The organism is Nocardiopsis sp. NPDC006139, from assembly GCF_040614155.1.
GTDB lineage: Bacteria > Actinomycetota > Actinomycetes > Streptosporangiales > Streptosporangiaceae > Nocardiopsis > Nocardiopsis changdeensis.
In genome coordinates this window covers 158,087-182,911 of the sequence record NZ_JBEXTT010000015.1, presented here as the reverse complement: position 1 = coordinate 182,911, position 24,825 = coordinate 158,087, and the positions used below count along the sequence as shown (strand labels likewise).

23 protein-coding genes are annotated in these 24,825 nt (G+C 73.1%); 12 read left to right on the top strand and 11 right to left on the bottom strand.

All coding sequences use genetic code 11. From position 1 onward, the window contains the following. Positions 1 to 111: 111 nt before the first annotated feature. Positions 112 to 2,274 (bottom strand): glycogen debranching protein GlgX, encoded by a 2,163-nt coding sequence (gene glgX, locus ABZ249_RS20800; RefSeq protein ID WP_355265366.1) that lies wholly within the window; start codon positions 2,272 to 2,274, stop codon positions 112 to 114. Positions 2,275 to 2,616: 342 nt separating this feature from the next. Continuing rightward, positions 2,617 to 4,248: an acyl-CoA dehydrogenase family protein gene (locus tag ABZ249_RS20795; protein ID WP_355265363.1), complete on the bottom strand. Its 1,632-nt coding sequence runs from the start codon at positions 4,246 to 4,248 to the stop codon at positions 2,617 to 2,619. Positions 4,249 to 4,374: 126 nt separating this feature from the next. On the opposite strand from ABZ249_RS20795, the gene ABZ249_RS20790 reads away from it, so the two are divergent. Beyond that, on the top strand, positions 4,375 to 5,625 hold the full coding sequence (locus ABZ249_RS20790) for a hypothetical protein (RefSeq protein WP_355265361.1): 1,251 nt from the start codon (positions 4,375 to 4,377) through the stop codon (positions 5,623 to 5,625). A 16-nt stretch (positions 5,626 to 5,641) separates the two neighbouring features. Here ABZ249_RS20790 and ABZ249_RS20785 read toward each other — a convergent pair whose 3' ends face one another. Next, positions 5,642 to 6,526, bottom strand: coding sequence for an SDR family oxidoreductase (locus tag ABZ249_RS20785; RefSeq protein WP_355265358.1), 885 nt, complete (start codon positions 6,524 to 6,526; stop codon positions 5,642 to 5,644). Between the two features lie 147 nt (positions 6,527 to 6,673). After that, on the bottom strand, positions 6,674 to 7,330 hold the full coding sequence (locus ABZ249_RS20780) for a pyridoxal 5'-phosphate synthase (RefSeq protein ID WP_355265355.1): 657 nt from the start codon (positions 7,328 to 7,330) through the stop codon (positions 6,674 to 6,676). Positions 7,331 to 7,480: 150 nt separating this feature from the next. Here ABZ249_RS20780 and ABZ249_RS20775 point away from each other — a divergent pair, with 150 nt between their 5' ends. After that, positions 7,481 to 8,440: a TIGR03557 family F420-dependent LLM class oxidoreductase gene (locus ABZ249_RS20775; RefSeq protein WP_355265352.1), complete on the top strand. Its 960-nt coding sequence runs from the start codon at positions 7,481 to 7,483 to the stop codon at positions 8,438 to 8,440. Here the strand turns inward: ABZ249_RS20775 and ABZ249_RS20770 are convergent. Then, positions 8,424 to 8,837: a cupin domain-containing protein gene (locus ABZ249_RS20770; protein WP_355265349.1), complete on the bottom strand. Its 414-nt coding sequence runs from the start codon at positions 8,835 to 8,837 to the stop codon at positions 8,424 to 8,426. The genes ABZ249_RS20775 and ABZ249_RS20770 overlap by 17 nt on opposite strands. Before the next feature lie 52 nt (positions 8,838 to 8,889). On the opposite strand from ABZ249_RS20770, the gene ABZ249_RS20765 reads away from it, so the two are divergent. Next, complete coding sequence (locus tag ABZ249_RS20765) at positions 8,890 to 9,852, top strand: helix-turn-helix domain-containing protein (protein ID WP_355265346.1); 963 nt, start codon at positions 8,890 to 8,892, stop codon at positions 9,850 to 9,852. Positions 9,853 to 9,920: 68 nt separating this feature from the next. Here the strand turns inward: ABZ249_RS20765 and ABZ249_RS20760 are convergent, their stop codons facing one another. Next, entirely contained in the window at positions 9,921 to 10,613 is a 693-nt protein-coding gene (locus ABZ249_RS20760) for a MerR family transcriptional regulator (RefSeq protein ID WP_355265343.1), read from the bottom strand. Between the two features lie 85 nt (positions 10,614 to 10,698). Between ABZ249_RS20760 and ABZ249_RS20755 the strand changes: the two genes are divergently transcribed. The 4 genes from ABZ249_RS20755 (at position 10,699) to ABZ249_RS20740 (ending at position 14,546) form a co-directional block, all read left to right on the top strand. Continuing rightward, positions 10,699 to 11,316, top strand: coding sequence for a stage II sporulation protein M (locus ABZ249_RS20755; RefSeq protein WP_355265340.1), 618 nt, complete (start codon positions 10,699 to 10,701; stop codon positions 11,314 to 11,316). Positions 11,317 to 11,338: 22 nt separating this feature from the next. Further along, complete coding sequence (locus tag ABZ249_RS20750; protein WP_355265337.1) at positions 11,339 to 11,707, top strand: VOC family protein; 369 nt, start codon at positions 11,339 to 11,341, stop codon at positions 11,705 to 11,707. 1,213 nt (positions 11,708 to 12,920) lie between these two features. After that, positions 12,921 to 14,117, top strand: coding sequence for an MFS transporter (locus tag ABZ249_RS20745; protein ID WP_355265334.1), 1,197 nt, complete (start codon positions 12,921 to 12,923; stop codon positions 14,115 to 14,117). Between the two features lie 105 nt (positions 14,118 to 14,222). Next, complete coding sequence (locus tag ABZ249_RS20740; protein WP_355265331.1) at positions 14,223 to 14,546, top strand: DUF5713 family protein; 324 nt, start codon at positions 14,223 to 14,225, stop codon at positions 14,544 to 14,546. Between the two features lie 69 nt (positions 14,547 to 14,615). Here ABZ249_RS20740 and ABZ249_RS20735 read toward each other — a convergent pair whose 3' ends face one another. The 5 genes from ABZ249_RS20735 to ABZ249_RS20715 form a co-directional block, all read right to left on the bottom strand. Next, the gene (locus ABZ249_RS20735) at positions 14,616 to 15,041 is read right to left on the bottom strand and encodes an Hsp20/alpha crystallin family protein (protein WP_355265328.1); all 426 of its coding nucleotides are present in this window, start codon (positions 15,039 to 15,041) and stop codon (positions 14,616 to 14,618) included. A 171-nt stretch (positions 15,042 to 15,212) separates the two neighbouring features. Beyond that, positions 15,213 to 16,055 carry a CbiX/SirB N-terminal domain-containing protein gene (locus ABZ249_RS20730; RefSeq protein WP_355265325.1) on the bottom strand — a complete coding sequence of 281 codons (843 nt, stop codon included), beginning with the start codon at positions 16,053 to 16,055 and terminating at the stop codon, positions 15,213 to 15,215. Next, positions 16,052 to 16,753, bottom strand: a complete 702-nt coding sequence (locus ABZ249_RS20725) for a phosphoadenylyl-sulfate reductase (RefSeq protein WP_355265322.1) — start codon at positions 16,751 to 16,753, stop codon at positions 16,052 to 16,054. Before ABZ249_RS20725 ends, ABZ249_RS20730 begins: the two co-directional genes overlap by 4 nt. A 2-nt stretch (positions 16,754 to 16,755) precedes the next feature. Next, positions 16,756 to 16,950 carry a hypothetical protein gene (locus ABZ249_RS20720; RefSeq protein ID WP_255646456.1) on the bottom strand — a complete coding sequence of 65 codons (195 nt, stop codon included), beginning with the start codon at positions 16,948 to 16,950 and terminating at the stop codon, positions 16,756 to 16,758. Between the two features lie 234 nt (positions 16,951 to 17,184). Then, on the bottom strand, positions 17,185 to 18,882 hold the full coding sequence (locus ABZ249_RS20715; RefSeq protein WP_355265318.1) for a nitrite/sulfite reductase: 1,698 nt from the start codon (positions 18,880 to 18,882) through the stop codon (positions 17,185 to 17,187). A 491-nt stretch (positions 18,883 to 19,373) separates the two neighbouring features. Between ABZ249_RS20715 and ABZ249_RS20710 the strand changes: the two genes are divergently transcribed. The 5 genes from ABZ249_RS20710 to ABZ249_RS20690 all read left to right on the top strand — a co-directional run bounded on the left by ABZ249_RS20710 (position 19,374) and on the right by ABZ249_RS20690 (position 24,808). After that, the gene (locus ABZ249_RS20710; protein ID WP_355265316.1) at positions 19,374 to 20,384 is read left to right on the top strand and encodes a YihY/virulence factor BrkB family protein; all 1,011 of its coding nucleotides are present in this window, start codon (positions 19,374 to 19,376) and stop codon (positions 20,382 to 20,384) included. 207 nt (positions 20,385 to 20,591) lie between these two features. Beyond that, a complete protein-coding gene (locus tag ABZ249_RS20705; protein WP_355265313.1) occupies positions 20,592 to 21,419 on the top strand; it encodes a hypothetical protein in 828 nt (275 codons plus the stop codon). Next, on the top strand, positions 21,416 to 22,177 hold the full coding sequence (locus ABZ249_RS20700) for a hypothetical protein (protein WP_355265310.1): 762 nt from the start codon (positions 21,416 to 21,418) through the stop codon (positions 22,175 to 22,177). Before ABZ249_RS20705 ends, ABZ249_RS20700 begins: the two co-directional genes overlap by 4 nt. After that, the gene (locus ABZ249_RS20695; protein ID WP_355265307.1) at positions 22,174 to 22,992 is read left to right on the top strand and encodes a hypothetical protein; all 819 of its coding nucleotides are present in this window, start codon (positions 22,174 to 22,176) and stop codon (positions 22,990 to 22,992) included. Before ABZ249_RS20700 ends, ABZ249_RS20695 begins: the two co-directional genes overlap by 4 nt. A gap of 373 nt (positions 22,993 to 23,365) precedes the next feature. Beyond that, entirely contained in the window at positions 23,366 to 24,808 is a 1,443-nt protein-coding gene (locus ABZ249_RS20690) for a hypothetical protein (protein WP_355265305.1), read from the top strand. The last annotated feature ends 17 nt before the right edge of the window (positions 24,809 to 24,825 follow it).

Below are 24,825 nucleotides of genomic sequence, written 5' to 3'. Positions count from 1 at the left end.
GCATCACGCCGGCGCCCACCAGGTACGTGGACAGCCCGTTGCTGGTGTCGTCGCCGGTGGTGCCGAGGAGGACCAGCCCGTCCAGGTCGCCCCTCCTGCGGGTGCCTCCGCTCAGTTCCCCCCGCCGGTGCGGTGGGACACCCGGCGCAGCAGGACCAGCGCCCGGTCGATGACCCGGACGGGGCCGCCCGCCGTGACGAACGGCCGGTCCAGCACGTCCGGCTCCGCGGTGTCCAGCACCGTCTCCCAGGCCATCCCGTACTCGGTGCCCGGCACCGTGAAGTCCACCGCGTCCGCGCCGCTGTTGAGCAGCAGCAGGAACGAGCTGTCCCGGATGCGCCTCCCCCGCGGATCCGGTTCGGTGATGGCGTCCCCGTTGAGGAACACCCCCAGGGCGCGTCCGGGCCTGTTCCAGTCGTCCCCGTTCATCGGCCGCCCGTCCGGGCGCAGCCAGGCGATGTCGGGCAGCCCCTCCCGGTCGCTCTTGGCGGCGGCGCCCTCTACCGGGCCGCCGCGGAAGAACCGCCGGCGCCGGAAGACCGGGTGCTCCCGGCGCAGCCGCGCCAGGTCGCGGACGTAGTCCAGCAGGTCGTTCTCGGGCTCCTCCCCCTCGCCGAGACCGGCCGCCTTCCAGTCGATCCAGGAGATCTCGTTGTCCTGGCAGTAGGCGTTGTTGTTGCCCCCCTGGGTGCGCCCCACCTCGTCCCCGTGGGACAGCATCACCACCCCCTGGGACAGGTACAGGGTGGTGAGGAAGTTGCGCACCTGTCGGCGCCGCAGCGTGATGATCGCCGGGTCCTCGGTGGGGCCCTCCACCCCGTGGTTCCAGGACCGGTTGTCGTCGGTGCCGTCGCGGTTGTCCTCGCCGTTGGCCTCGTTGTGCTTGTGGTCGTAGGCGACCAGGTCGGCCAGCGTGAAGCCGTCGTGGCAGGTGATGAAGTTGATCGACGCCACCGGGCGGCGGCCGTCGTCCTGGTAGAGGTCGCTGGAGCCCGACAGCCGCGAGGCCAGCTCGCCCAGCACCGGCTCGCCCCGCCAGTAGTCGCGCACGGTGTCGCGGTACTTGCCGTTCCACTCGGTCCACAGCGGCGGGAAGTTGCCCACCTGGTAGCCGCCCGGGCCCACGTCCCAGGGCTCGGCGATCAGTTTGACCTGGGAGATCACCGGGTCCTGCTGGACGATGTCGAAGAACGTGCTCAGCCGGTCCACGTCGTGGAACTCGCGGGCCAGCGCCGACGCCAGGTCGAACCGGAACCCGTCCACGTGCATCTCCAGGACCCAGTACCGCAGCGAGTCCATGATGAGCTGGAGCGAGTGCGGGTGCCGGACGTTGAGGCTGTTGCCGCACCCCGTGTAGTCGAGGTAGTAGCGCTGGTCCTGGTCCCCCACCCGGTAGTAGCTGAGGTTGTCGATGCCGCGCAGCGACAGGGTCGGCCCCATGTGGTCGCCCTCGGCGGTGTGGTTGTACACCACGTCGAGCAGGACCTCGATGCCCGCCTCGTGCAGCGACTTCACCATCGCCTTGAACTCCTGGACCTGCTGCCCGCGCGAGCCGCGTGCGGCGTACCCGCTGTGCGGGGCAAGGAAGGCGAGGGTGTTGTACCCCCAGTAGTTGGTCAGCCCGCGCGCCACCATGGCGTGCTCGGGCACGAAGTGGTGCACCGGCATGAGCTCGACCGCCGTCACCCCGAGCGAGGTGAGGTAGTCGATCACCGCCGGGTGCGCCAGCCCCGAGTAGGTGCCCCGCTGGTGCTCGGGGATGCCGGGGTGGCGCATGGTCAGCCCGCGCACGTGCGCCTCGTAGATCACCGTCTGGTGGTACGGGGTGCGCGGCCTGGACTCGTTGCCCCAGTCGAAGAACGGGCTCACCACCACGCACTTGGGCACGTAGGGGGCGCTGTCGGCGGTGTTCTTGCGGCCGGGGTCGGAGAAGTGGTAGCTGAACAGCGATTCGTGCCAGGTGAGATTGCCGTTCAGCGCTTTGGCGTAGGGATCGGTGAGCAGTTTGTTGGGATTGCAGCGCAGTCCGTGCTCGGGTGCGTAAGGACCGTGGACCCGGTACCCGTACTGCTGACCCGGACCGATACCGGGAAGGTACCCGTGCCAGACGAATCCGTCGTATTCGGTCAGGGGTATACGGGTCTCCTCGCCGTCGTCGTCGAACAGGCACAACTCCACCTGGTCGGCGGCCTCGGAGAAGAGCGAGAAATTGGTACCGGACCCGTCGTAGGTCGCACCCAGAGGATAGGAACTACCTGGCCAGACTTCCACCATAGGCGTTATCGGTCTCTTGGTCTCGGGGCTTTCGAGCGGTATCTGGAGATCCGTCCGTGAGCGCTCCCAGTTGCGGTCGGGTGCGCGGACGGTCCGTCGATGGTCCGAAAGCGGATGGTCGTGTGGTGACGACTTCTTTCTTCCGCTCCGGCCGCAGAAGTATGCCGAACTGGACCGATGATCATTCATCGGCCGCCCCGGGCGGGGGGCGGTACCGGTGGGGATCGTGATTTCCGGTGATATGCGGGGCGGCCCGGGAGGGGGAATTCCGACGGGCCCCGCGATTCGCCCCCCGACGGCGCCGCGGGGCCGCGCCGCCCCCCGGGGGCGGCGCGGCGGCGGTCAGGCCCCCGGCCGGGCCCGGTCCAGGATCAGGCCCGTGTCCACGCCCCGGGGCAGGGTGCCGAACACGTGCCCCCACTCGCCGCCCAGCCGGGAGGCGGTGAAGGCCTCGGCCACCGGGGTGGGGGAGTGGCGCAGCAGCACCGACGCCTGGAGCGTGAGCGCCATCAGCTCCACCACCGAACGCGCCCGGTACTGGACCTCCTCCAGGTCGCCCAGGGTCTGCTCCAGCCGCTTGACGGCCGTGTCGTAGTGGTCGTCCACGCCCCGGGCGGCGTCCAGCTCGGTGAGGAACGCCGCCACCGACTCGGGGCTGCGGCCCATCGCGCGCAGCACGTCCAGGGCGGCAACGTTGCCCGAGCCCTCCCAGATGGAGTTGAGCGGGGAGTCCCGGAACAGCCGGGGCATGCCCGACTCCTCCACGTACCCGTTGCCGCCCAGGCACTCCAGCGCCTCGGCGGCGTGCGCGGGCTGGCGCTTGGTCACCCAGAACTTGCTCACGGCCACGGCCAGCCGCCGGAAGGCGGTCTCGGCCTCGTCGCCGCGCACCGACCGGTCCACCGCCCCGGCCAGCCGGGTCATGAGCGCCGTGGCCGCCTCCGACTCCAGCGCCAGGTCGGCCAGCACGTTGCGCATGAGCGGCTGCTCCGCCAGCCGCCTGCCGAACGCCGACCGGTGCTCGGCGTGGTGCAGGGCGTGGGTCAGCGCCGCCCGCATGCCCGCGGCCGAGCCGATGACGCAGTCCAGCCGGGTGCTGTTGACCATCTCGATGATGGTCGGCACCCCGCGGCCCGGCTCGCCCACCAGGTGGGCCACCGCGCCGTCGTACTCCAGCTCCGCCGAGGCGTTGGACCTGTTGCCGAGCTTGTCCTTGAGGCGCTGGATGCGCAGGTCGTTGCGGGTGCCGTCCTCCAGCACCCGCGGCACCAGGAAGCAGCTCAGCCCCTCGGGCGCCTGCGCCAGGGTGAGGAAGAAGTCGCTCATCGGCGCGGACGTGAACCACTTGTGCCCGGTGAGCAGGTGGTGGCCGTCGGCGGTGGGCACCGCGCGCGTGGTGTTGGCGCGCACGTCCGAGCCGCCCTGCTTCTCGGTCATGGACATGCCCGCGATGAGGCCGCGCTTGGTGTGCGGGGCGCGCAGCCCGAAGTCGTAGGTGCGCGAGGCCAGCAGGGGCTCGTACCGCTGCGCCAGTTCCGGGGCGTGGCGCAGCGCGGGGACCGCCGCGTAGGTCATGGAGATCGGACAGCCGTGGCCCGCCTCGGGCTGGGACCACAGGTAGAACTTGGCGGCCCGGGCCACGTGGGCGCCGGGCCGGTCGTCGGCCCAGGGGGCGGCGTGCAGGCCGAACTCGACGGCCTGGTCCATGAGGACGTGGTAGGCGGGCTGGTAGTCGACCTCGTCGATCCGGTGCCCGTAGCGGTCGTGGGTGCGCAGGACGGGCGGGTAGGCGTTGGCGGACTCGCCCCAGGAGCGGACCCGCTCCGTTCCGGCGGCGTCGCCCACCTCGCGGACCTCGGGCTCGGCCCAGGCGGCGCCCTCGCGCCGCACGCCCTCCAGCAGGGCGGGGTCGTCGGCGGCGTTGTAGTCGCCGAGCGGGGCGGCCTGGTTGAACACCTCGTGTGTCGGGGGCATGGCGTACTCTTCCGTTCCTGTTCGCAGGCGGCCGGGTGCCGCGCATCCTATCCCGTCGCGACCAGGGGTAACAGAATCGGGTTCGGTTCCGCCCCGGACCGGCCCCCGCCGGTGGAGAATGACACGATGACCTTCACGGACCCCGCTCCCGCCCAGGCCCCCGAGATGCCGCCCCCCGAGGAGATGTGGGCGGGGCCCGCCGCGATCGCCGTGCTCGGCGCACTGGTCCCCGACCACGGCTCGCCGTGGCAGCGGTGGGGCCGCGCGCTGGACCACGACCACAGCGAGGGGCGGTGCTGCCTGGCCCTGGTGGAGGGCGGCCGCGCCGTGCTGTTCGGATACGACGTCGACGGCTCCCGCACACGGCGCGCGGCCCCGGCCGTCGACCTGCTCGCCGGCGGCCCCGGCTGGCTGCCCTGGGAGTGGCTGGACAAGGCCCTGCGGGACGCCGAGATCGTCTCCTTCCTCGCCTGGTGGGACGGCCGCGCCTGGTACCGGGCGCCCCTCCCGGAGGGGGCCGACGAGGTCCTGTACCCGGACGCCGACGCCGACGACGTGTACGAGTCCCTGCTGGAGTTCTGCCTCGACGGCGGGTGGGACGATGACGACGAGGACTCGCAGGAGCGGCAGGACGCGCTCAAGGCGGGCCTGGACGCCCTGGTGGCCGCCGCCTCCGAGCGGCGCCTCGGCGAGGGCGTGCTGAAGGGGCTCGCCGACGCCCTGCCCGACCCGGACGCCGCCGACACCGAGGGGGCGCTGGCCGAGGCCCGCCGGCTCGGGCTGACCGGCGAGGAGGAGCCTCCGGCGCTGCCCGCCGGGACGGGCGAGCCGGCCGGCCGCCGCGTCCACCTGCCCGAGGGCCAGGCGGGCGCGTCGGTGGGGGTCGCCGCCCGCGGTACCGCGGAGAGGCCGCGGCCGGAACCCGTGGAGCCGGGTCCGGCCCTGCGGGCCTTCCTGGACTGGGCGGGCGGGCACGCCCCGGCCGGGGTGACGGTCTCCGCCGTCGGATACGGCGACATCACCGTCCGGGTCGGCGGGGCGCACCTCCCCGCGCCCCCCGGCGGGGGCGCGGACCCGTCGGCCGCCCTGGCCCGGGCCTGGCGGGAGGAGGAGGCCGACCCGCGCAGCGGCGCGTGGCTGTACGCGCGCGTCGACACGGGGCGGGGGACCGTGGAGCGCTTCTACGACGGCCTGCCCGACCGGGCGCACCCCGCCGAGATGTCCACGCGCGCCCTCGAACGGCTGCGCGGGGAGATGGCCGCCCGCGACGGGGAGTGGCGCCCGGACTGGGCGGCGCTGCTGGCCGAGGACTTCGTCCGCGACGGCGCACCGCCCCGCCTGTGCTGGAACCCGGGCATCCCGCTCTCCCTGGGCTGAGGCCGCGCCCCGCGGGTCAGCGGCCCACGCCCAGAGAGAAGCCGCCGTCGGTGGTGATCACCTGCCCGATGACCCACCGGCCCTCGTCGGACGCCAGCCAGCCCACCAGCCGGGCCGGGTCGGACGGATGCCCGAACCGGCCGAACGGGGTCGCCGCCAGGACCTGTTCGATGAGCTCCGGGGAGCGGTCGGTGGACTCCGGGTCCAGGTACCCGGTGTTCACCGGACCGGGGTTGACCGTGTTCAGGACGATGCCGTGCGGCAGCAGCTCGGCGGCCGCGGTGGCGGTCAGCCCGGCCAGCGCCGCCTTGCTCGCCGCGTAGGCCACCTCGCCGACCATGGGGCCGTGGATCTGCCCGGAGGTCGTCCAGAACACCCGGCCGGTGGCGTGCTCGTCCAGCGGTCCGGAGAACTCCTGCCGGTCGCCGGGGCGGGCTCCGGGCGCCTCCTCCAGCCCGGCGAACGCTTTGGCGAAGTGCGAGGTCAGCAGCAGGGTGGACCGGGTGTTGACCGACCAGTGGCCGTCCAGCTTCTCCGCGGTCATGTCCAGGAGGGAGCCGTTCCCGCCCGAGCGCGCGTGGTTGCACACCAGCACGTGCAGGGAGCCGGTCAGCTCCCGTGCGGCGGCCACGAGGCGCTCGGGGGCGTCGGGCTCGGCCAGGTCCAGGCCCAGGTCCCCGAAGGCGGCGCCGGGGCGCAGCGCCGCCCGGAGCCCCGCGCGCACCCCGTCGAGGTCGTCGGGGCCCCAGGGCTGGTCGGCGTCGTGCGACCGGTGGTGGTGGACGAACAGGTCGGCGCCCAGTTCGGCCAGTCGCGCGGCGATCGCGTATCCGATGCCCCTGCGCCGGGAGACCCCGGTGACCAGGGCGGTCCTGCCGTGCAGCGGAAGTGGGTTCGTCATGGTCGCGATCCTAGGAACCCCGGCCCGTTGCCCGCACCGCCTTTTCTGCCGGATCCGCCGCCCACCGGGTGGTCGCGGTCGGGACCAGGGCGGCGGCCGGCACCACCGCGTTGACGGCGGCCATGACCGCCGCCGTCGCTGGACCCCCTAGGGCCAGAGGAGGCCGCGCTCCCAGGTCCCCCGGGACTCCTCGCGCCGGTAGCGCAGGCGCACGTGGCGGCGGTCCGGGGAGCCCTGCCAGAACTCCACCTCCACCGGCCGGACCACGTACAGCCCCCAGTCGTCGGGCACCAGGGACGGGTCGGCCTCCACCCGGGCCCGGCTCTCGTCGAAGGCCCGGTCCATCTCCGCGGGGTCGGCCAGCGGGTCGCTCTGGCGGCCGTGCAGCCCGGCCGCCCGCGACGCCGGCGGCCGGGAGCGGAAGTCCGCGGCGCACAGCCCCGGCGTGGCGAGCTCCGCGACCCCGCCCACCCGCACCTGGCGGCCCTGCTCGCGCCAGTGGAACAGCAGCGCCGCCTGCGGGTCCGCGGCCAGCTCCCGCCCCTTGCGCGAGGTCGTCGTGGTGGCGAACCACCACCCCTCGGGGGTGAGGTCCTTGAGGATCACCACCCGCGCCGACGGCGCCCCGGCCTCGTCGGCGGTGGCCACCGCCATGGCGTGCGGCTCGGACACCCCGGCGGCCACCGCCTCCTCGAACCACGCGGTGAACAGCGCGATCGGGTCGTCGGGGGCGGTGGACGGGTCGAACGCGGGCAGGTCCCCGGCGAACACCGGCAGGCCGCGCAGCAGTTCGCGGACGGTCATGGGTCTCCTCTCGGATCGGCGCAGCCCACCCTACGGACCGGCCGCAGAAACGGCAGCCCAAAACTCGCCCAAGGCCCACGGGCCGCGTGTGTTCCCACGGCCTCCGCTGGGCAGTGGCACCCCTGCGTCATCCGACCGAGAGGAGCGATCGTGGAGATCGGGTTCAAGCTCATGGCCGAGCGGTACAGCGTCCCCGAGCTGGTGCGCCAGGCGATACGGGCAGAGGAGCTCGGGTTCGGCTTCGTGGAGATCAGCGACCACTACCACCCCTGGCTGTTCGAGCACGGGCACTCGCCCTTCGCCTGGTCGGTGATGGCGGCCATCGCGCAGGCCACCGAGAGCATCCGCATCGGCCCCGGGGTGACCTGCCCGTCGATGCGGTACCACCCCGCGATCGTCGCCCAGATGTCGGCCACCACGGCGGTGCTGTCGGGCGGACGGCACTTCCTGGGCGTGGGCTCGGGGGAACGGCTCAACGAGCACGTCGTCGGCGACGCCTGGCCCTCGGTCACCGTCCGGCACGCGATGCTGCGGGAGTCGCTCCAGATCATCCGCATGCTGTGGACCGGGGGGTACCACTCCTTCGAGGGGGAGTACCTCACCCTGGACGACGCCCGGGTGTTCGACCTGCCCGACACCCCGCCCGAGATCATCGTCGCCGCCGGCGGCGAGCAGGCCGCGGCCCTGGCCGCCGAATACGGCGACGGGCTGTTCGCGACCGAGCCCAAGCCGGAACTGGTGGAGGCCTACCGGGCCGCCGGGGGCGACGGGCCCCGGTACGTGGAGGTGCCGCTGGCCGTCGCCGACGACGTGGACACCGCCCTCCAGCGGGCCCGGGAGGGGTTCCGGTTCGGCCTCAGCGGCTGGAAGGTGATGGCGGAGCTGCCCAACCCGGTCAACTTCGAGGCCGCCACCGCGCTCGCCACCCCGGAGGACATGCGCCAGATGGCGTCCGCCGGCCCGGACCCGCAGGAGCACCTCAAGCAGGTCCGGACCTTCGCCGAGGCCGGGTTCGACCACCTGGTCCTGATGAACGCGGGGGCCGACCCGGACGACTTCTTCGCCTACGCCGAGGAGAACCTGCTCCCCGAGCTCACGTCCGCCCCCTGACCGGGACCTCCAGCGGGTGGCCGACGGTGGCGTCGATGTGGTCGGGGACCTCTCCTTCATGGTCGCCCACCGTCAGCGTCCCGGTGGGCTCGAACAGCAGGATCGAGGCGCCGCCGTCGGACTCGGGCCGGTGCTCGATCCCGCGCGGCACCACGAACACCGAGCCGGGACCCAGCGCGACCACCCGCTCCTCCGCGCCCTCGCGCAGCCGGATGCGCAGGTCGCCGTCGATCACCAGGAAGAACTCGTCCGTGTCCCGGTGGGCGTGCCACACGTACTCGCCGCGCACCTTGGCCACCCGGACGTCGTAGTCGTTGACCCGGGTCACCACACGCGGGCTCCACAGCTGCTCGAAGGAGGCCAGCGCCGCGGCCAGGTCGATGGGTTCGTCGCTCATGGACGCCATCCTCCCGGTGGCGCCCCGGCCGCGGAAGTGCTAGGAATCGCACATGCCGCAAGATTCCTCGCACCGGGTGGCGCTGATCGTGGACGCCGGGTCCAACCCGTTCGAGATGGGCGTGGCCACCGAGCTGTTCGGGCTGCGCCGCCCGGAGATCGACCGGACCTGGTACACGCTCACCGTCTGCTCGCCCACCCCCGAGGCGCCGGTGCACCTGGGGCTGTTCACCCTGGCCGGCCTCGCGGACCTGGACGCCGCGGCCGGGGCGGACACGGTCATCGTGCCCAACCGCCCCGACCCGTGGACGCCGCCCCGGCCGGAGGTGCTCGCCGCCGTGCGCGCGGCCCACGCCCGCGGGGCGCGCCTGGTGAGCTTCTGCACGGGCAGCTTCACTCTGGCGGCCGCGGGCGTGCTGGACGGGCGCCGGGCGGCCACCCACTGGCGGCACGAGGAGCTGTTCACTCGGCTGTACCCGAAGGTGCGGCTGGAGCGCGACGTGCTCTTCGTGGACGACGGCGACGTGCTCACCGCCGCGGGCAGCGCGGCCGCCCTGGACCTGGGGCTGCACCTGATCCGGCGCGACCACGGCGCGGAGGCGGCCGCCTCCGTGAGCAGGCGGCTGGTGTTCACCGCGCACCGGGAGGGCGGCCAGCGCCAGTTCGTGCCCGCCCCGCTCCCGCACCCCGCCGACGTGTCACTGGCGCCGCTCCTCGACTGGGCGCGCGAACGCCTGGGCGAACCCCTCACCGTCGCCGACCTGGCGGCCCGCGCCGCGGTGAGCCCGGCGACCCTGCACCGGCGCTTCCGCGCAGAGCTGGGCACCACCCCGCTGGCGTGGCTGCGCGCGGAACGGGTCCTCGCCGCCCGGCGCCTGCTCGAACGCACGGACCTCGACCTGTCCTCCGTGGCCCGGTCCAGCGGCCTGGGCACCCCGGCCAACCTCCGCGAGGCGGTCCGCGCGCACACCGGCCTCAGCCCCTCGGCCTACCGCTCCGCGTTCCGCCTCACCTGAGCACGGGAACAGCGGACCCGGTCAAGCCGCGCCGGTGCCGCCTACGAGGCGTTCTCGATCCCCCCACCTCATGTGGCCATGAGCCCGACCAGGCGCTCGAGCACACGCAGCTGCGCCGGGTTGTACAGTTCCACCGCCGCCTCGGCCATCGCCTGCGCCGCCCGCCGGGGACCCCGCGGCGAGTCCGCCACCGGATCCGGGCCCTCCGCCCGCGCACGGAGGGCCGCCGGCAGCAGCCGCTCGGCGAGATCGGCCACCACGGCGTCATCCGCGTCCGCGGGCAGCTCCTCGAACTCCCGCTCGGCCTCCTCCGGGTCGCCGATGAGCTCGCGGAACTCCGCGAGGTACCTCTCGCTGAACACGGTCGAATAGACCGCCAGCAGCGACCGCTGCCGCTCCGACAGGTCACCGTAGACCGAGGCGAAACCGGGCGGGGCGTACACCGACGCGCGGTGCCGCAGGATCACGGCCAGCTCCTCCCGCACCCGGACCAGCCGGTCGATCCTCGCCTCCAGGTCCGCGTCCAGCGCCCGGATCGCCTCCTCCGGCTCGTCCTCCACCGCCGCGATCTCCGACAGCGGGATCCCCAGGTCGCTCAGCCGCCTGATCCGCACCAGCCGCACCAGGTGCGGAACGCCGTACTGCTTGTACCCGTTGGCCGTCCGCTCCGGGACGTCCAACAGGCCGATCTCGTGATAGTGCCGCACGGCCTTCACCGTCGTTCCGGCGAGCTCGGCGATCTGCCGGGTGCTCCACGCCATGCGCCCCTCCTCGGTTCGTGCTCCGGTCCACCCGTTCCCACCCCGGGCTTGACCATGCCCCAGGGGCATGGTCTGGAGTGGACGCATGCGCCACCTTCGAGAGCCCTTCCGGATCATCCGAGCGAACCTCGGAGCCTACCTCGCCATGAACGCGGTCATGTTCGGCCTCTTCTTCGCCGGCGTCGCCGCGGCGCTCGCCTTCCCCGACCTGCAAGCGGCACAGATCACGTCCATGGAGCAGGACGGCACGGCGGACCTGGTGGGCGAACTGCTCGGGAACGTCTGGCTGTTCGGCCTGACCATCCTCGCGGTCAACGTGCTGACGGTCGCTGTGGCGACCATCCTGCTGCCCTCGATGATCGTCCCCTTCGCCGGCATCGTCCTCTTCGCCTACCGGGCGTTCGGCTTCGGGCTGTCCCTGGCCCCGGTCGACGCCACCGCGGCGAAGATCCTGGTCCCGCACTCCCTGACGCTCCTCATCGAGTTCCAGGCCTACGTCCTGGTCATGCTCGGCGCCTACCTCCTGGGGCGCGCCTGGCTGTGCCCCGCGTCGGTCGGCGCCGACACCCGCCGCCAGGGGTACCTCCGCGGCCTCGGGCAACTGGGCCGCCTGCTCCCGCCCGCGCTCGCCCTGTTCGTGATCGGCGCCGCGTACGAGGCCTTCGAGATCATCTACCTCATCCCCCCGCTGTTCCTGGGCTGACCCCTTCGGGCAGAATCGGGTGATGCTGAACATCGGATCTGTCGTGCTGGGCGTCTCCGACGTGGCCCGTGCGACGGCCTTCTGGACCGCGGCCCTCGACTACACGCCCCGCGACCCCGGCACCGACCGCTGGATCGTCCTGGTCCCCACCAGGGGACCGGGCGTCCAGATCGCGCTCGGCCTGAGCGACGTACCCGTCCAGGAGCACCCCCGGGTCCACCTGGACCTCTACGCGAAGGACGCCGCCGACCAGGCCGCCGAGGTCGAACGGCTGGTGGCCCTGGGCGCCGAACGCGTCGACTGGGACCTCTACCCCGAGGACCCCGACTTCGTCGTCCTCGCCGACCCCGAGGGCAACCGCTTCTGCATCATCGACTCCAGCCGCTCCTGACCCCAAGCACCACCACCCCAGGGAACCCCACCCACCCGCCGGGGCCCACTCCAACCGGAGGGCATCGCACCTCCTCCGCCCCGGGGATCCCCACCCGGGGGCCGGCCACACCCGGAGGGCATCGCAGCGCCCCCGCCGCAGGGGGTTTCCCACCCGACCGGGACCTCCGCCACAACCGGAAGGCGTCGCAGTACCTCTGCCCCAGGGGGTTTCTCACCCGATTGGAAACCTCAGCTCCAGCCGTGTCACACCAGTAGGGTGCCCGACCCCAGGGGGTCTTCGCCGAGGTAGTTGTAGGTTTCCAAGAGCTCGGCCGCTTGGGAACGGCGGTCCGCGCCGGGTGGGCCCGGCCCCGGCCGCAGTCGGTGTCCGGCAGACCGCCAGACGGAATCGTTGGGCGCGCGTGGCGGGTGGTGGGGGTGTGACTGCCGGAGCCGGGTGCACGCGGAGCGCGCGCACCCGCACCGCCTGGAAAGGTTGGGGGCGCCGGCGGCGGTGAGGGGGCTCCACGCTGTCGCCTACTCCCGCGGATGACCGCGGTACGGACGGGAGCGGGGGTGAAAGCCGCACGTACCCGCGATCTTGGCCCCAGACCGGGCACAGGACCGCGCACCTCCACCGCAGGGGGTGAAGGCCGCCCGCACCCACAGCTCCAACCCCCAGGGGGTGTGGGGAAGAGGAACCGCGCACCTCAGCCCACAGGGGTGAAGGCCGCGCATACCCACAGCCCCAAGCCCCAGGGGGTGCGGGCAAGAAGAACCACACACCTTCAGCCCCAGGGGATGAAGGCCGCCCACACCCGCGGCATCAACCCGAGGGGGATCAGGGGAGGAAGAACCACAACCCCCGCCCCCGAAGGTACCGCCGCACATCCCCGCGTCCCCATCCCAAGACCGGGAACAGGACCGCGACCCCGCCCCGGAGGGACGAAGGCCGCGCCCCCGCGACATCGCCACGTGGGCCCGGGGAGAAAGAACCGTGACCCCACCCCGCCCCACCCCGAAGAAAGAACCGCCCACCCCCACCCGTATCCCCACACAACGCCCCCGATACGATTCCCCCTGTCGCCCCCTCACCATTCACCCGCCCACCTCCCTCGCCCTAACCACCAAACCTCCGACGTCCAACGTCCGACACCACCGAGGGACGAGTGATCCCGTGATGGGACCACTCCCGGGATGCAGCGCCAGGGGGCACGGCGCGAGAGGAGACCATGGCCGAGCCGACGGAGTCCGCCGCAGAACCTCCCGAACGCACACGCTGGCTCTGGGCCCTGCTCGGCAGTGTGGTCCTCACCCACACCGCCCTCAACCTCACCCGCCCCCTCATCTCCTACCGCACCATCGCCGTCGGCGGCGACGCCGTCGAGGTCGGCCTCATCACCGCCGCCTACGCGCTCCTGCCCCTGGTCATCGCCGTCCCGCTGGGCAGGGCCACCGACCGCTCGGCGCGCATCGCCTGGATCGTCGGCCTGGGCTCGGTCATCCTCGCTGCGGGCGGTCTCCTGCTCTCCCTGGTCGACGGGCTGGCGGGCCTGGCCCTGGCCAGCACCGTCGTCGGCGTCGGCCACCTGCTGTGCATGGTCGCCGGGCAGGGCCTCATCGCCCGCCACTCCCGCCCGGAGAACCTGGACCGCGACTTCGGCTGGTTCACCGCCGCCGCCTCCCTGGGCCAGCTCGCCGGCCCCCTGATCTCCGGCGCCATCCTCGCCGACGCCTCCGGGGACGCTCTGCTCGCGGCCACCTCCACCGCCCTGGTCGTCGCCGGGGCCGTCGCCGCCCTGGGCGCGCTGCCGCTCCTCGCCCTGTTCCGGCTGAGCCCGGTCCGGCGCACCGCCGAACAGAAGGCCGCGCCGCCGGTGCCCACCCTGGACCTGCTGCGCCGCCGCCGGATGCCCTCCGCCCTGCTGGCCAGCCTGGCGCTGCTCTCCGCGGTGGACATCCTCACCGCCTACCTGCCCCTCATCGCCGAGAGCCGGGACATCCCCCCGGTGCTCGTCGGCGTCCTACTCAGCCTGCGCGCGGGTTCCTCACTGCTCTCCCGCCTGACCCTGCCCTGGATGCTGCGCCGCTGGTCGCGCAAGACCCTCATCGTCGCCAGCACCGCCGTCGCCGGACTGTCGCTGATCCTGGTGGCCCTGCCGCTGGGCGGGTTCGCGGCGCTGGCCCTCGTGCTGGGCCTGGGCGGGTTCCTGCTCGGCCTGGGCCAGCCGCTGACCATGGCCGAGGTGACCACCCTGGCGCCGGAGGGCGCACGCGGCTCCGCCCTGGCGCTGCGCATCTGGGGCAACCGGCTGGGCCAGGTCGCCATCCCCGCCGCCGCGTCCGCGGTCGCCGGGGCGGTGGGCGCCCCCGGCGCCCTGCTGTTCTCCGCCGCCGTCCTCATCACCGCGGCCGTCACCGCCCGCTGACCACAACCGCCACAACCCGCTGGTCCGGCCCGTCCCCACCAACGGTGCTTGTCGTACCCGACCGCCAGGATGGCCGCGCGACCCCACCCCCGACAAGGAGACGCCATGGCCGACGACCCCGTCTACCTGAAGGGCATGGAGGACGACCCCGCCTTCCCCGACCACCTGGTGGCCAAGGGCAGGTCGATCCTGCACGCTCTCCACGAGCGCATCGGGTCCCAGCGCCCCGCCGACCTGCCCGAGCTCTACGTGCTCACCCATGCGGCCACCGAGGAGTTCAACGCTCTCCAGGAGGAGTTCTGGGAGGCGGGCAGCGACATCGACACCGTCATCCGGGAGGCCATCGCCCTCTCCTTCGAGCGCGTCATGAAAGCCCACGGATTCGCCGACGCAGACCTGGAAGAGGCTCTGGCCCCCCGCGACTGGTGACGCGCAAAAGGGGCCGCGCCCTCACGCGGCCCCCGCCCCACAGGAGCGAAAAAGAGAGGCGTCCGCCCGTCACGCCTTGATCGAGGCCTGCTCCCGCCCGGAGTCGTGCCCGACCACGATCTTGCGGGCCTTGGACTGCTCGGCCACCGGGATCCGCAGCGTGAGCACGCCGTCGGCGTAGTTCGCGGTGATCCGGTCGGTGTCCAGGGTGTCCCCGAGGAAGACCTGGCGGCTGAACGTGCCGTTCGGCCGCTCGTTGACGATCAGTTCCAAGCCCTCGCGGCGCAGGCCGGGGCGTTCCGCCTTGACGGTGAGGACGTTGCGCTCGACTTCGAGGTCGATGCTCTCGGGGGAGACCCCCGGCAGGTCGAAGTGGACCACGAAGTCGTCGTTCTCACGGTAGGCGTCCATCGGCATGACGGCCGGTCGGCCGTTCTCCAGCAGACGCTGGGTGAGCCGGTCGAACTCCCGGAACGGATCGGTGCGCATCAGCATCGCTCGTCACCTCCAAGTGCCTTCGACATCATCGTCGATGACTTGATGCGAACACACTCAACTTTATTGATCACCCAAGGCTTGTCAAGTCCCGAACATACAAAGCGGGCGGGACCCGGAAGGTCCCGCCCGCCTCGCATAACGGCACGTCAGAGCTCTATACGTCAGCACTCAGACCAGCACGTGCCGCTCCGCCAGTGCCGCGTCGTACCGCTCCCACACGATCTCCGCCAGCTCCGGAGCCGCGCCCAGCGCCTCCGACACCACGGTCGACCCGGCCGCTCCCTCGGCACCGGCCACCTCGGTCGATCCCACCGGTCCCACCACCTCCGCCACGGCCTCCGCTTCCGCCACCGTCACGGCCTCCGCCTGCTCACGGACCCGGTCGGCGAAGAACCCCGGGGCCAGCAGGTAGGTGGCCACCGCCACCCGCCGCGCCCCCCGGGCGTACGCCGCGGCGACCGCCTCGGCCGGGGTGGGCCGCGCCGCCGACGCGAACGCCGCCACCGCCTCCCGCCACGGCCCGCGCGCCGCCAGCTCCGCGGCCACGGACTCCACCGTCGCGTTGGCCCCGGGGTCGCTCGACCCCGCCGAGGCCACCACCAGCGCGGTGTCCGGGGCCGCGGTCGCGCCGGCCTCGGCCAGCCGCCGCTCCACCGCCGCCACCAGGCCCGGGTGCGGTCCCAACGTGCCGGCGTAGCGCACCCGCACCCACGGTCCGGTCTCGCGCGCCCGCTCCAGCACCTTCGGCAGGTCCACCTTGCTGTGGTAGGCCGCCGTCAGCAGCGCGGGCAGCACCACGACCTCGCCCGCGCCCTCGGCGGCCAGCGACGCCAGGGCGTCCCGCACCGACGGGGCCGTGTGGTCGAGGTAGGACACCCGCACGTCGGCCTCCGGCCGCAGCGCGCGCACCCGCTCGAACAGCGCCTCCACGGCCGCCGCAGACCGCGGGTCGCGGCTGCCGTGCGCCACCGCCAGCAGCGGCGGCGCGGGGCGGGGCCCGTCGCCGGTCACAGATGGATCCCGCACTCGGTCTTGCCGCTGCCGGCCCAGCGGCCGCTGCGCGGGTCCTCGCCCGGGGCCACCCGCCGCGTGCACGGCTCGCAGCCGATGGAGGGGTACCCGTCGTACTGGAGCGGGTTGATGATCACCCCGTTCTCCTCGATGTAGGCGTCGACCTCCTCCTGGGTCCACCGGGCGATCGGGTTGACCTTGGTCATCCGCTTGCGCCGGTCCCACTGCACGATCGGGGTGTCGCGGCGGGTCACCGAGTCGGCCCGGCGCAGCCCGGTCAGCCACGCGCTGTAGGGCGCCAGCGCCTTCTTCAACGGCTCCACCTTGCGCAGGTGGCAGCAGATGCCCGGGTCGCGCCCGTGCAGCCGCGGGCCCAGCGCCAGGTCCTGCTCGGCCACGGTGCGGGTCGGCTCGACGTTGATCAGGGTGATGTCGTAGATCGAGGCCACGGCGTCGCGGGTGCCGATGGTCTCGGGGAAGTGGTATCCCGTGTCCAGGAAGATCACGTCGATGCCGGGGATCACCTTGGAGGCCAGGTCGACCATGAGGGCGTCGGCCATGGACGAGGTCATGCACAGGCCGTCGCCGAACGTCTCGGCGGCCCACGCGATGATCTCCTGGGCGGTGGCCTCCTCCAGCTCGCGCGATGCGCGCTCGGCGAGCTCGGGACCGCCCACGGGGGTGATGGTGGCGTTCATTCCTACCCTTCCGTCGGTCTAGAAGGTGCGTCGCCGAACGAGGCGGACCGCAGGCCCACGTACTTGACACGGAAGACCCGGGCGCAGGACAGGCAGGCCCAGGGGTAGCCCTCGCCCTTGACGGGGGCGCCCTCCTCGGGCACCAGGTCCTCGTCCCCGCAGTAGGGGCAGTAGTAGGGTGCGGCCCTCTCGGACACGGCGCACCTCCTCCAATCGGGGATGTCGCGGATGGTGGATTCGGCGGGCCGGACGCGCACACGCGCCCGACCCACCCGGAGCCGTTCGGACCCGGTCCCAAGCCCGAACCTGAACCCGAGCTCGAACCCGGACCCGACCTCAGACCCAGACCCAGACCCGAGCCCAGACCCGAACCCGGCCCCAGACCCGAGCCCGAACCCGGAACCGAGCCCGAACAGCCCCGCCCTGCTTCCCTACTTCAGGTCGTCCTCCGCGGCCCGGCCCACCCAGGCCGCGAACGACTCCCCGTCCTTCCTCTGGTCCTGGAACCGGCGCAGCACCCGCTCCACGTAGTCGGGCAGCTCCTCGGCGGTGGACTTGAGCCCGCGGATCTTCTTGCCGAAGGCCGCGTCCAGGCCCATGCCGCCGCCCAGGTGGATCTGGTAGCCCTCCACCTGCTCGCCGCGGTCGTTCATCACCAACTGCCCCTTGAGGCCGATGTCGGCGACCTGGATGCGCGCGCACGAGTTCGGGCACCCGTTGACGTTGATGGTCAGCGGCTCCTCGAAGTCGGGCAGCCGCTTCTCCAGCTCGTCGATGAGGGTCGACGCCCGCCCCTTGGTCTCGACGATCGCCAGCTTGCAGAACTCGATGCCGGTGCACGCCATCGTCTGGCGGCGGAAGGTACTGGGCCGCACCTGGAAGCCCTCCGCCTCCAGGGCCGCGGTGATCGACTCGACGCGGCCCTCCTCGATGTCGAGGATGACGAGCTTCTGGTCGGCGGTCGTGCGGATGCGGTCGGAGCCGTGCGCCTCGGCGATGTCGGCGATCCGGTCCAGCGACGTGCCCGAGACCCGGCCCACCTTGGGCGCGAACCCCACGTAGAACCTTCCGTCGCGCTGGCGGTGCACGCCCACGTGGTCGCGGCGCAGGCCCTGGTCCAGCACCGGGGCCGGGCCGTCGGGCAGCGCGTACCCCAGGTACTTCTCCTCCAGCACCTGCCGGAACTTCTCCGCGCCCCAGTCCTTGATGAGGAACTTGATGCGGGCGCGGGTGCGCAGCCGGCGGTACCCGTAGTCGCGGAAGATCGCGCAGACCCCCGCCCACACCTCGCTCACCTGGTCGGGGCGGACGAAGGCCCCCAGCCGCAGCGCGAACATCGGGTTGGTGGACAGCCCGCCGCCGACGAACAGGTCGTAGCCCGCCTCGCCCGCCTCGTTCCGCACGCCCACGAACGCGACGTCGTTGATCTCGTGGTTGGTGCAGTACACCGAGCAGCCCGCGATGGACGTCTTGAACTTGCGCGGAAGGTTGGAGTACAGCGGGCTGCCGATGTGCTCCTCGTAGATCTGGAAGATCTCCGGCGTCCCGTCCAGCACCTCGTCCTCGGCCACTCCGGCCAGCGGACAGCCCATGATGACGCGGGGGGTGTCACCGCAGGCCTCGGTGGTGGACAGGCCCACCGACTCCAGCCGGTCCCAGATCTCCGGCACGTCCTCGACCCGGATCCAGTGGTACTGGACGTTCTGCCGGTCGGTGATGTCGGCGGTGTCGCGGCCGAAGTCGCGGGAGATCCCCGCGACGGCGCGCAGCTGGGCCACCGACAGCTGGCCGCCGTCGATGCGCACCCGCAGCATGAAGTAGCGGTCGTCCAGCTCCTCCGGCTCCAGGACCGCGGTCTTGCCGCCGTCGATGCCGGGGGCGCGCTGGGTGTACAGGCCGAACCACCGGAAACGGCCGCGCAGGTCAGCGGGGTCGATCGAGTCGAAACCGCGCTTGGAGTAGATGTTGATGATCCGATCGCGGACGTTGAGCCCGTCGTCGTTCTTCTTGTTCTCCTCGTTCTTGTTCAGCGGCTCGCGGTAGCCGAGGGCCCATTGGCCCTCGCCGCGGCGGCGACGCGGCTTGGCCGCCGTCGCCGTCCGACCGTTCTGCGCGGAAGAGGGAGGCATCGCGGGTGTCTCCGATGGGGTCACGGGGTCCGTACGGCCCCGGCGCCCGCACCGCTACGGCCCGTCGGCGCCGCACATCGTCGTGCAGGTGCCACGGGTCGGAATCCGCGTGTGTGGGATGCGAAGAGAAAGGGGAGAGCGCCGGTGCCGCGCGCACCCCTGGGGTGCGTCAAAAAGGCGGCGAGATTAACCGACGCTGCAACAGATGGCGCTGCGGACCCGCAGGAAGTCCACGTGGCGACGCACGCAGAGCATGGGGTCCAGGGCAGCGATCATGAAATGAGAATGTCATGTGCGCGCGTCCTTTGTCCAGGCGGGTCCGGAGGGCTCCCGAGTGAGTCACGTCACTCGGCGAAGGACGCCGCAGGCCACCCGCTGCCCGCCGCGCCACGCGGCCCGCCCGCCCACTCACCGCTCACCGCACGTCGCAGACCACTCCCCGGGCGGTGCGCGGTCCCGGCGTCCGCCCCCGGACCGCTAACGTTCTCCCCGTGGTGGGTTTCTGGGAGGGGCTGTGGCGGATCACCGACGCCTGGCTGAGGCGCCGCCCCCGGCTGCGCGGCGGTCTGCTGCTCGTGCTGCGCACCATCCGGGCCTTCTCGCGTGACCGGGTCGTCGGCCTGGCCGCCGAATCCGCCTTCTTCACCCTGATCTCGCTGCCCGCGCTGCTGCTGGGACTGCTGGGCGTGCTGGTCCCGCTGGCGCCGGTGCTGGGGGAGGGCACGGTGGAGGAGATCCGCGGGCTCATCCTGGACAGCACCGCCCAGATCCTCACCCCCGACACGGTCGAGAGCGTGGTGGCCCCGCTGGTGGACGACCTCCTCCAGGGCGTCCGGGGCGGGGTGCTGTCGGTGACCTTCCTGGTGTCGCTGTGGTCGGGGTCGCGGGCGATGAACGTGTTCATCCGCTCCATCACCATCTCCTACGGCCTGGAGGAGCTGCGCGGCTGGATCACCCAGCGGGTGCTCGCCTTCGTGGCCTACCTGGGCGGGCTGGCGTTCGCCCTGCTGGTGCTGCCGGTCCTGGTGGCCGGCCCCGACCTGGTCCACCGGCTGCTGCCGATCACGGTGGGGCGGCTCAACCTGCTGTACTGGCCGACCGTCGCGGTACTGGCCACGGCCGCCGTCACGATGCTGTACACCCTGAGCATCCCGGTGCGCACCCCGCTGTGGCGGCACCTGCCGGGGGCGCTGCTGGCGACGACGGTGCTCATCACCGGGTCCATCGGGCTGCGCGCCTACCTGGACGCCTCGCTGGCGCAGGTGAGCCTCTACGGTTCGCTGGCCGCGCCGATCGCGATCCTGGCCTGGCTGTTCGTGATGGCGGTCGCGGTGCTTGTGGGGTCGTCGTTCAACGCCGAGATCGACGCCATGTGGCCGACGGTGCGCACCGCCGCGGCCCGCGCCGAGATCGCCAACCGCCGCTTCGAGCGCGCCGACCGCCTGGTCCGCCGCCGCGAGCAGGCGGTCATCGACACCATCGTCGAGAACAACGGCCGCTGACCGGAACCGGTCAGAGCGTACGCCGTACACCCGAACGCGACGGCGCGTCGGTATGTTCGAGGTGCCTCCGGCGGGCGGGCCGCGCCCCCGCCGCCCCCCCGCACCCGGACGGCTGGAAAGGGCATCCCCCATGACCCCCGCCCCGTCCGCGCCCCGCATCTCCGCCCCGTCCGCTCCCCGCGCCTCCGCCGGGGGGAGGGGGCGCCGGTGAAGGCCTCCCAGCTTCTGCGGCAGATCGCGATGGCGGCGGCCCTGGTCTCCGTGATGCTGGCCGCGTCCTTCCGCGCCTTCTACCCCGGCTACCCCGGCACGGTCCCGTGGCCGGCCACGGTGCCGCCCGCCCTCCTCCTGGCCTTGGCGCTCGCCCTGGTCGCCGACGCCGACCCGGATCCCACACCGGGGGAGCGACGGCGCCTGCACACGGGGGCCGTGCCCTGGCCGCTCACCGACCGGCCGCGGACGGACTTCGCCGTCATCGGGCTGAACCTGCTGATGGCGGTGGTGTTCATGCTGCCCGGCGCCTCCCTGAGCCTGTCGCCCCTGGTGCTGGTCGCCCTCACCGGCTGCGCCCTCGCGGTGGTCCGGGCGCGGCGGGAACGCCGGGAGTTCGGGGAATCCCTGGCCGAGCCGCTGCTGACCGGTCCCAAGCTCGTCGGCCTGCGCTCCCCTGAGGAGGTCCCCTCCGGGTGGGCCGCGCTGGTGGTCCACCGCCCCGGGCACGTCCTCCGCGACGCGGCCGTCGACTACCGGATCCACGTCGGCGGCGACCGGGTGGGCACGATCGGTCCGGGGGAGATCCTGGTCATCGGCCTGCCGCCGGGAGAGCACCGGGTGCGCGGCCGCCTGGGCCGCCGCACCGGCGCGCCCGTCACGGTCGCCGTCGCGGCGGACACCGTGTCCCACCTGACCGTCGAGCCCGGCGGCCCCGGAGGCACGCCCTACGCCGGCCACACGCCCCGGCCGGAGGAGTACATCCTCCTCACCCCCGGCGAACCCGCCGCGCCCCCGGCCCCCGAGCCCCGATCCGGAAGGTGATCGCCCTGAAGGACCTCCGCTGGTTCCCCGCCGTGACCACACACGCGTTCTTCGGCATGCTGCTCCACAACTGGATCCTCACCTCCATGGAGTCCGCGGCGCACGAGATCACCCTCGGAGCCGGTCTCGCCCTGAGCTGGTTCCTGTTCTTGGTGATCGCGTTCTCCCTCCTCCCCTTCCAGGGGACCCGAGGGCGTCCGGGCTCCTCGGCCCGGGCGGTGAGGCCCGCGGTCGGAGCGGGAGCGCTCGTCCTGGCCGCGGGCCATGTCCTCCTCCTGCCGCTCGGCCTCTGGTACACCGTGCGTTACGAAAGCCTGGGCCTGCTTCCTCTGCTCGTGACCGCCGAGACGATCGGGCTCGCCGCCCTGGCCGTGCTGCTGTGGCAGCGGCCCTGGCGTCATCGGGAACGGGCGGCGGACCGTCCGGAGGTGCCCAAGCTCCTCGGCCTGCGCGATCCCGCCCGGATGCCTCCCGGATGGGTTCCGGTGGTGTTCTACAGATCCGACCTGTTCCCGCACAACCTCAGGGACCACCCCCTGGAGATCGACGGGGACCGGGTCGGGGAGCTGCCGCCGGGGGAGAGCCTGGTCATCGGCCTACCGCCGGGGGAGCACACGGCACGGATCCCGGTTTCGCCCGGTAAGTACCCGTTCCGGTTCGCGGCGGTCCCGGGGCGCACCGTCCACCTCTACGTCGGCGCGGACAGCCGTATCGCCCTGTGGAACCCGACCGTCACGCGACAGGAGCACTCCGCATGACCCCCGCGCCCCCCGAACGGCGGCGTCCACTGCCCGGGGTGGGCGACCACACCGCCCGGACCGTGCTCGCGGTGTCCGGTGCGGCGCTGCTCGGGTCGGTCCTGTACGACCTGGCCCTCGTCTTCCCACCGGCCTCCGGCGCACCGCTCGAACCCGGCGGGCTCACCCTCGTGCTCATGGTCCTCCTGGCCTCGTGGACGACGCTCGCGGTCCGCCTGGTCCACGCGGTCAGGGCTCCCGGGTCGCGGCCCCGCGACGCGCGGACCGACGCCGACCTGCGCAGGTCCCTGCTCTTCCTGGCCCTGTGCGCGGCCAACGCGCCCGTCGCGCTGTGGATCACCGCCCTGCGCGACGCACTGGTCTTCTCCGGGCTCCTGCTCTTCCCGTGGGGGGCGGCCGTGTGGGCCCTGGTCCTCCTGCTCCGGGGGCGGCGCGACGCGGAGCGCGAGCCGGTCGCCGCCCCGCCGGAGGCGCCCAAGCTCATCGGTCTGCGCGACCCCGCGCGGATGCCCTCCGGCTGGAGCCCTGTGGTGTTCCACGCGCGCGGCGGCTTCGCCGAGGACCCGCCCCTGGAGGTGGACGGCGGCCACGTCGGCTTCCTCGCCTCCGGCGGCACCCTCGTCGTCGGCCTGCCGCCCGGCGCCCACACCGTCCGGGTGCAGCGCCGGGGGTCACCCCCGTGCCCCTTTTCGGTCGTACCTGGCGGTATCGTGCACTTCACGGTCACCAGCGAACCGAACTTTGGTCCGCACGGCCCCGGCTTCCGCATCCTTCCGCATGTCACGGGGCCCACGGGAGGCCAGGGCCCGGCGTGAACCGTGGGAGACCGGTGGCCGGATTCGGCCAGTTACGGTGTGAACTCATCGACACATCCGCGTGTCCATATGAACGTGACCACGGGAGGACGGGCCGGGCGGCCCTCCCCGCGTTCCGAAGACATGCCAGGTCAGGGGGAAGGGGAGCGGGAACACCGTTGACCGCACAGCGCGCCGTGTCCGCTACCGGCCGCCCGTACCCGGGTGGGCCGTGTCCGTCACGATCAGTATCATCGCGTTCAGCATTGGCTTCGTGCACGTCGACACCGGCGCCCGGTGATCTCCCGGGCCCGGTCCCGCCGTCGCCCCCGACCGACGTTCCCCGTCACCCGCACACGAACAGGTCCACCCTTCCCATGCCTTCGGAGGCACCATGAGCCGGGCGTCCCGTCCGGGGCATCCCCGGCCCACCGCCGTCATCGCCATCGCCCCGGACGAGCGCAGCGCCGAGATCGTCATCGAGGGACAGCGCCAGGTCGTCACCGGCAGCGTTCCCAAGGAGACCCGGCGCGCGGCGCTGGACGTCGCCACCGGCTACGCCGCCAGGATCGGCCAGCCGGTGCTCATCGACGCCCGTGACAGCAACGGTTACTGGAACCTGGTCGCCACCCCCGACGGCGTCGTGCAGGCCGCCGACCGGCTCCCCCCGACGGCCGGGCCCGCCCCCGCCGCGGCCCGCCCCCCGGCGCCCGCCGAGCGGCCCGGACGCGGCAGGCGGGGCCTGGTCATCGCGGGTGCGGCGGCGCTCGCCGTGGTGCTCCTGGGCGGCGCCGGCTTCGTCGCCTGGAACCTGATCCCGGGCGACGACCCCGCCGCGCAGACCACCACGACCGAGGCGCAGGTCCTGGGCCACCCGGCCCCGCCCGGCTACGGCGACACCGTGGAGTTCTCCGAGGCGCTCGCCCCCGGCAGCCAGCCCGGCGTCTCCCGCGACGGCGACCTGATGGCCTTCATGGACCCCGACGAGCGGCTCACCCTGTTCGACGCCTCCGGCGAGCGCCTGTGGTCGGCCGCCCTCCCGGCCGCCTCCACCGAGTTCCTGGGCCCGCCCCGGTTCGTCGACTACGACGGCGAGCCCGCGGTGGTCATGGAGACCACCGGGACCCTGTGGTTCTGGCCGGTCGCGGGTGGTGAGCACACCAGCATCACCCTGCCGGAGGACGCCTCCACCCAGTACGTGGGCTCCTCCGCGCTGGTCCGCAGCGGCGACGACGCCCTCGTACCGGTCGGCGGCGAGCTGGCGCCGGTCGAGGTCCCCGGCGGGGCGGCGCCGATGCTGGCCGAGGGCGCCGAGGTGCTCACCGCGGTGCGTACCGGCGCCTGGACCTGGGTCGACCCCGAAGGGGAGGTCGCCGAGGTCACCGCCCGCCGCCCCGAGAACGCCGGTGAGATGGAGTCGGTGGTCACCGCCCTGCGCGAGTACGTGATCGTCCGCTGGGAGCCGCTGCGCGGCGAGGGGGCCGTGCTGGCCTTCCACGACAGCCGCGACGGCTCCGTCATCGGCGCGGCCGAGATCGACCCGGCCGACCTGGAGGACGTGCGGCACCGCTCCGGCCCCATCGGCACCGCCGCCGTCTCCTACGGCCCGGTCGTGATGGACCCCGAGGCCGGCACCACCGCGGTCGTTCCCGGGTTCGAGCCGCAGGTGGCCGTGGGCGCCACCGTGTTCGGCCAGCTCGGCGGTGCCCCGGCGGCCGTGGACACCGCGGGCGAGGTCCGCAGGCCGGACCCGGCCTCGGCCCAGCCCGCCGGCCTGCTCGGCGGCAACGCCATCGTGGTCCACGAGGACCACCTCTATGCCATCCCCTCTCAGTAGCAACCCCCGATAAAAGA

Excerpts from the sequence above, each read along its gene's own strand:
- glgX (WP_355265366.1), bottom strand. The coding sequence starts at position 2,274 with ATGGTGGAAGTCTGGCCAGGTAGTTCCTATCCTCTGGGTGCGACCTAC.
- ABZ249_RS20795 (WP_355265363.1), bottom strand. The coding sequence starts at position 4,248 with ATGCCCCCGACACACGAGGTGTTCAACCAGGCCGCCCCGCTCGGCGAC.
- ABZ249_RS20790 (WP_355265361.1), top strand. The coding sequence starts at position 4,375 with ATGACCTTCACGGACCCCGCTCCCGCCCAGGCCCCCGAGATGCCGCCC.
- ABZ249_RS20785 (WP_355265358.1), bottom strand. The coding sequence starts at position 6,526 with ATGACGAACCCACTTCCGCTGCACGGCAGGACCGCCCTGGTCACCGGG.
- ABZ249_RS20780 (WP_355265355.1), bottom strand. The coding sequence starts at position 7,330 with ATGACCGTCCGCGAACTGCTGCGCGGCCTGCCGGTGTTCGCCGGGGAC.
- ABZ249_RS20770 (WP_355265349.1), bottom strand. The coding sequence starts at position 8,837 with ATGAGCGACGAACCCATCGACCTGGCCGCGGCGCTGGCCTCCTTCGAG.
- ABZ249_RS20765 (WP_355265346.1), top strand. The coding sequence starts at position 8,890 with ATGCCGCAAGATTCCTCGCACCGGGTGGCGCTGATCGTGGACGCCGGG.
- ABZ249_RS20760 (WP_355265343.1), bottom strand. The coding sequence starts at position 10,613 with ATGGCGTGGAGCACCCGGCAGATCGCCGAGCTCGCCGGAACGACGGTG.
- ABZ249_RS20755 (WP_355265340.1), top strand. The coding sequence starts at position 10,699 with ATGCGCCACCTTCGAGAGCCCTTCCGGATCATCCGAGCGAACCTCGGA.
- ABZ249_RS20750 (WP_355265337.1), top strand. The coding sequence starts at position 11,339 with ATGCTGAACATCGGATCTGTCGTGCTGGGCGTCTCCGACGTGGCCCGT.
- ABZ249_RS20745 (WP_355265334.1), top strand. The coding sequence starts at position 12,921 with ATGGCCGAGCCGACGGAGTCCGCCGCAGAACCTCCCGAACGCACACGC.
- ABZ249_RS20740 (WP_355265331.1), top strand. The coding sequence starts at position 14,223 with ATGGCCGACGACCCCGTCTACCTGAAGGGCATGGAGGACGACCCCGCC.
- ABZ249_RS20735 (WP_355265328.1), bottom strand. The coding sequence starts at position 15,041 with ATGCTGATGCGCACCGATCCGTTCCGGGAGTTCGACCGGCTCACCCAG.
- ABZ249_RS20725 (WP_355265322.1), bottom strand. The coding sequence starts at position 16,753 with ATGAACGCCACCATCACCCCCGTGGGCGGTCCCGAGCTCGCCGAGCGC.
- ABZ249_RS20715 (WP_355265318.1), bottom strand. The coding sequence starts at position 18,882 with ATGCCTCCCTCTTCCGCGCAGAACGGTCGGACGGCGACGGCGGCCAAG.
- ABZ249_RS20695 (WP_355265307.1), top strand. The coding sequence starts at position 22,174 with ATGACCCCCGCGCCCCCCGAACGGCGGCGTCCACTGCCCGGGGTGGGC.
- ABZ249_RS20690 (WP_355265305.1), top strand. The coding sequence starts at position 23,366 with ATGAGCCGGGCGTCCCGTCCGGGGCATCCCCGGCCCACCGCCGTCATC.